The 526-nt window shown below is 60.5% G+C and carries 1 protein-coding gene; it reads right to left on the bottom strand.

From position 1 onward, the window contains the following. The coding region (locus RND78_RS27915) for an anti-sigma factor (RefSeq protein WP_288462627.1) at positions 1–526 on the bottom strand (526 nt) is incomplete at both ends.

The following is a 526-nucleotide window of genomic DNA, read 5'->3' as shown; positions in this document are numbered from 1 at the left end:
CGGTAGAGCACCATCGCGGCGGCGCCGGTGTCCGTGGCCATGAGACGACCACCCACTGGGATCAAGCCGAAGCGCTCCAGGTTAGGGAGGGCGGGCGCCTGCACAAATGTCCTTTCAAGCCAATGCTGAATCGCACCGTCCTGGCCGGTTACATCGACTGGCGGCCGCCCCTCGGCGCTCGCAAATAGTCGATAAGCCTCCACGGCATCCGCCATTGGAACGTGCGCCCGCCGCAGCATCGATTCCCGTGCCTGCCACCCTAAGCCGCTACCCAGGCCTAACGTCAGCACTAGCGAAGCGAGATAAGTCATACGTCTTTTACGTCTGGCGACTATCCGGTGTCGCACGACTGCTGGCATAAGGTGTGTCGGTAAAGGCTCAAGCACGGGAGAAAAAATCAGCCGTAGCCGACGATTCTGCTCGCGGATATCAGCTACCCGTGCGGCATCTTCCGGATGGGTTGCAAGATAGCGCATCACCTCCTCGTGCCGCAGCGCATCCAACTGATTGTCGGCATAAGCCATCA

It is taken from the genome of Pseudomonas oryzihabitans, assembly GCF_032027545.1.
Classification (GTDB): Bacteria; Pseudomonadota; Gammaproteobacteria; order Pseudomonadales; family Pseudomonadaceae; genus Chryseomonas; species Chryseomonas oryzihabitans_F.
This window is presented reverse-complemented; position numbering and strand designations above follow the sequence as displayed.